Origin of the sequence: Proteiniphilum sp. X52, assembly GCF_003712195.1 — a bacterium.
In the GTDB taxonomy this organism is placed as follows: Bacteria; Bacteroidota; Bacteroidia; order Bacteroidales; family Dysgonomonadaceae; genus Proteiniphilum.
In genome coordinates, this window is record NZ_RDSD01000043.1 from 1 (window position 1) to 4,114 (window position 4,114).

Consider the following 4,114-nt stretch of genomic DNA (forward strand, 5'->3'; position numbering starts at 1 on the left):
TTCTAAAACGACTTTCGTTTTGAAGCCTGAACTGTAACTTTTTCTCTTGACCATGACAACAAAATTAATACTTTTTTAATGATACTTGTTGTCTAAGATTTGGGGGTAATTATACCCTATAGGGTTTGTCAACGATGTGGTGATACGTCTAAGAAACTTAGAACTGTCAACGATGTGGTAATATGTAACAGTTAGTTTTTAGATGTTTCCGCTATATTTAACGAAGATAGTGCATTTGTAATATCATATTTAAAAAACAATTCTGTTTCCACATCAAAAGTGTAAATTTGTGATGTCTGCAAATCTATATCAAAAGAAGTGGCGAATTGGTTTAGAGTTAGTTTTGCTAGCGAATTTCCTGTCCAGTCAAAAAGTAAAATAGAGGGGTAATTCTTTCGTTTAAGCTGATAATTTTTTTCAGACTCATTGATATATAAAACACCCCAAAAATTTTCAAATAGGCGTAAATCAGAAAAAGTATATATTCTGTCCCATCTATTATTATTTTGAATCCGCTCTATATTGAACAAACTTTTACCGACACAAACTGTCCGTGCAAACGAATCATCCAATGAGTACATATTTATATAATTAAGACCAATAGGCATTTCTATTATTATGTCATTAGATGGATTATGTTGAGTTATGGTCGAGAGAATGTTTATATCTTCATTATATCTAATTGAAACATTATTCAATTTGGCTAAATTAGAATAATCATTTACTTCTTTTTTTTGTTTATAGATGTATCTTATTTGTTGCGTATGATTATTCCGGGCTTCTTTGCACAAGTATGTTGAATCATCGATTACAATAAAATTAAATAATGATTTTGGCAAGGAATCGTTAATTATTGAAACATCAGATTTTCCAGTATTTAACGATGAGGAAATATTCAACTTTATCAATTCTCCTTTATTATATTCATATATATATGCGAACAACTGATTGTCTTCTTTAATTAATTTAGTATTGTAAGTAGTACTGGGAGAAATGGTTAGCTCGGTAGGACCTTGTCCTCTTTTTAATATACTTCCCTGAACATGAAGATCGGGTAAAGATGCAATTACCCATAAACTATCTTTATTGTTTGTAGACATAATGATGGCTGAATCGGAAATAACGAAATTTCGAACACCTATAACATCAATATCTATTTTTTCTCCATCAATAGAAAATGATTGTGGGAAATTATCAATATACTTAATATCATCAAAAACCATGTTGGTTAGTCTTTCTTTTGAATCTGATGCACAATTCCAGAAATTAAAAAAAATAAATACGATTACAACATGAAATACAAATTTTGACATAAAACTAATTTATTAAAATGTTTCTGTGAGTAGTTTTCTTTCAATAAAGTATGCTTATTTCAAATTTGAAATAAGCATACAGATTTTATTCGAAATTACGGACAAGTTCCGGTACCAGACCAGAACGTATTAGTGCCCGGTTCATATTTACATGTACCACAATAAAGAATTTGGCTACCTTCCTTTGTTGTAATAGAATTGTAGCATTTATTTCCTCCTCCACTTTCTCCTTGTGCCAATGCCTCCACATTGGCCAACGCCACATCACTCAGATCTGCATCACTGTTCATACTTTTGTGCACTCCGAAACCTGCGGTTGCCAGAAGTGCAAGAGCGAACAGGCCGGAAAGAATTTTCTTTTGCATACGAACAAAATTTTAGTTGTTAATAGATTATTGATTATTGTCTACAAATAATTTGGTTGTTTGAAATGTTTTCTGTTCAAGTTAGAAGTCATAATTTCAGCTTATATTTAACAATTAAAGGATTTCCGAATTCATTTAAGGAATTCAATATTTTTTTATTTTCTACGAGAGAGACATCTATGAAATCATAAATTTCATCTGGTTGTATTATAGCATGCATAAAATCATTTTCTAAAAAGTAACAAGTAGGAATATTTTCTTTATAATGAGGTGATTTGGAAAATGTTGAATTTTTATTCGTTTTTAGGTTATAAATATTGATAAACTGGTTACCTCCCTTGATAAAGAGGGTAATCATATAAGTATCACTCAAAAATCTATTTAATGGAGAATAATAATTAGATTCGTATCCTACATATTTTGATATTGCTTCAATGCCTCCTTTTAATTTATTGACACTCTTTCGATTTATACTTTTATTTGATTTAATATTATATTTTGGTATAAAAGTTTTAGATTTAGTGTTAAATATGAAAATCGTATTATTGATTTCGCACGGAAAAAAATAAATTTCACCTGCAAAATGACGAAATGGAGTGGAATTTGCCGTTACTGGTGCAATAATACCATCATAATTAATGGCTCCCATTTTTTTGTTTTTTTTATTATATAAATAAACTATTGATTTTTGAGTATCATCAATTAGGGCATAATTGTCTTTTTCATACGGATATATAATTCTAACTCTATCCGCTGGTTTTAATGCTATTTTGTGTTTAGAAATAAAATTAAAACTCATATCATAAACAACTATATTTCCTAAATGATCCAACACCTCCATTGTGTTATCATGTTTATTATAATTAAAATCTTGCAATATACTATATTCTCTGGGACCTTCTCCTATACAATTTATTGAAGATGATAAAAATTTTCCGTTTGTATCAAATATGCTTATTACATATCTGTTATCAGCTAAAATGAAATATTTTTCAGGCACATATATGTAGTATTTACCATTAAAGGGATTTCCAATAACAGAATGATTCGTATACTCTAAAGTATCAATATGTATTGTAGAGAACACATCTTTCAATTGAGGCTCTTTGATACTTTCTAAATCAACGGTTAAGTTTATGGTGGCATGGTTACTCAATTTTTCTTTGTTATTGTTACAGCTGAAAAAGATCAAAGAGAATGCCAATAATATTAAAAAAGCATACAATAGATTTGTATTATCAAACTCATATAAATTTATTTTCATAATCAATTTTTATCATTTAACTGTTACAAACGGATAAGTAATTTTTTTAATAAGCAAGTAAATTTGATAATATTAAAAGTTAAAACATATCCGTATTTCACCTTATACAATTAGCTATCCTCAAAAAGCTAATACTTTAGACTTTCTTTAGAATTTAAAGAACAGAAAACATGAGTATATTGTTTTTATGGGAGAATGAATTAAAAATATAGGGGTAACACGGATATGTAAAAGCATTATTGACAGGGAGATACGCAGCGGTCACTCATGTATCCCGTAAATTTGCAAGGGTGTACTAACGTATATTCTCCACAATTGACATAGTTCATGTAATCTTTAGTCCAACATGGACCTTGATAACGTCCACAAACTATTTCAAAATCTTCACCTTGCGCCAACGCTTCCACATTCGCCAACGCCAAATCACTCAAATTGGCATTACCGTTCATACTTTTGTTCACTCCATAACCTGCGGTTGCAAGGAGTGCGAGGGCGAACAGGCCCGATAAAATTTTCTTCTTCATACGAATAAAAATTTAGTTTGTTAATAAATTATTGATTAATGCCTCATTATTGAGGACTTTTTATTCTATATTTCCTTTAAGTTTTAAATCAATGGCGAACCATCCATATTGCCATACAGGGACACCGTTTTATTGAAATGCCCCCGATCATCGGCATGATATGTTATATTTACTTCAATAATGCTTTCCGGCAATAGCGGTTTCTTTTCATATTCAATTTGTGTACACCCACACGAGGCACGGGTATCGAATATCATAAAAGGCGAATCGCCCACATTCTTTATTGAAACGCTAACCGTTTTGACATCCCCTTTTGGTATGGTTCCCAAATCAAATTCCACTCTATCTGCCTCAATTTGCGTGTTGCGAGATGATTGTGTTGCCCTGCTTTGATATGTATTTTGCGAAATTTCAGATAAATACATTTCTTTCACACGCAAATTTGGCAATTTCTTTTTGCGGATTTCTTTTACAAGAAAGCATCAATCCGCATACTCCCATCAACAATAAAAAATAGAAGGGATAGCGCAACATGACAGAGTCTGTATCAATACTCTTTCCCGTAAGTGAGATATTGGCAGGAAACGAATCATAAAAAAGATTGCTGTTGGGGTTCTTGCATCCCAAGGCAGAAGTAAGCAAATAAAA

At 30.9% G+C, this 4,114-nt stretch carries 6 protein-coding genes; all 6 read right to left on the reverse strand.

The window, feature by feature from the left end; all coding sequences use genetic code 11:
• Nucleotides 1-191 precede the first annotated feature (191 nt).
• Nucleotides 192-1,313, reverse strand: coding sequence for a BF3164 family lipoprotein (locus D7D25_RS17305; protein ID WP_122970167.1), 1,122 nt, complete (start codon nt 1,311-1,313; stop codon nt 192-194).
• A 95-nt stretch (nt 1,314-1,408) separates the two neighbouring features.
• A complete protein-coding gene (locus D7D25_RS17310; protein ID WP_122970168.1) occupies nt 1,409-1,678 on the reverse strand; it encodes an NVEALA domain-containing protein in 270 nt (89 codons plus the stop codon).
• A gap of 88 nt (nt 1,679-1,766) precedes the next feature.
• Nucleotides 1,767-2,942 (reverse strand): 6-bladed beta-propeller, encoded by a 1,176-nt coding sequence (locus D7D25_RS17315; protein ID WP_122970169.1) that lies wholly within the window; start codon nt 2,940-2,942, stop codon nt 1,767-1,769.
• A gap of 236 nt (nt 2,943-3,178) precedes the next feature.
• On the reverse strand, nt 3,179-3,466 hold the full coding sequence (locus tag D7D25_RS17320) for an NVEALA domain-containing protein (protein WP_122970170.1): 288 nt from the start codon (nt 3,464-3,466) through the stop codon (nt 3,179-3,181).
• A gap of 83 nt (nt 3,467-3,549) precedes the next feature.
• A complete protein-coding gene (locus D7D25_RS17325) occupies nt 3,550-3,900 on the reverse strand; it encodes a DUF1573 domain-containing protein (RefSeq protein WP_255417381.1) in 351 nt (116 codons plus the stop codon).
• A partial coding sequence (locus D7D25_RS18325) for a hypothetical protein (protein WP_255417380.1) occupies nt 3,878-4,114 on the reverse strand: 237 nt, incomplete at its 5' end. The genes D7D25_RS18325 and D7D25_RS17325, both read right to left, overlap by 23 nt.